Annotated in this window: 1 pseudogene; it reads right to left on the bottom strand. The window is 64.7% G+C overall.

The features are described from left to right. Positions 1-85: 85 nt before the first annotated feature. A pseudogene (locus tag ACTFO6_RS19700) lies at positions 86-238 on the bottom strand (C4-dicarboxylate ABC transporter); the annotation flags it as partial.

Here is a 238-nt window from a genome sequence, read left to right as displayed (position 1 = left end):
TGGTGAAACGTCGCGCCCGTTTCCAACGGAAACGCTTCGCGGAGGCCGCGCCGTCGCGAGGACGGGGAGCATGCGCCGCAACCGCCTACTTGAGCCAGCCGATGTACCGGGGCAGCCAAGTAGCCACATCGGGGAAGAGCATGAGGAGGGCGAGCCCCACGATCTGCACCCCGATGAAGGGGATCACCCCCTTGTAGATTTCCGTCGTCTTCACTTCCGGTGGCGCCACGCCCTTCAA

This window comes from Pelomicrobium sp. G1, assembly GCF_051905455.1.
GTDB lineage: Bacteria > Pseudomonadota > Gammaproteobacteria > Burkholderiales > UBA6910 > Pelomicrobium.
This window is presented reverse-complemented; position numbering and strand designations above follow the sequence as displayed.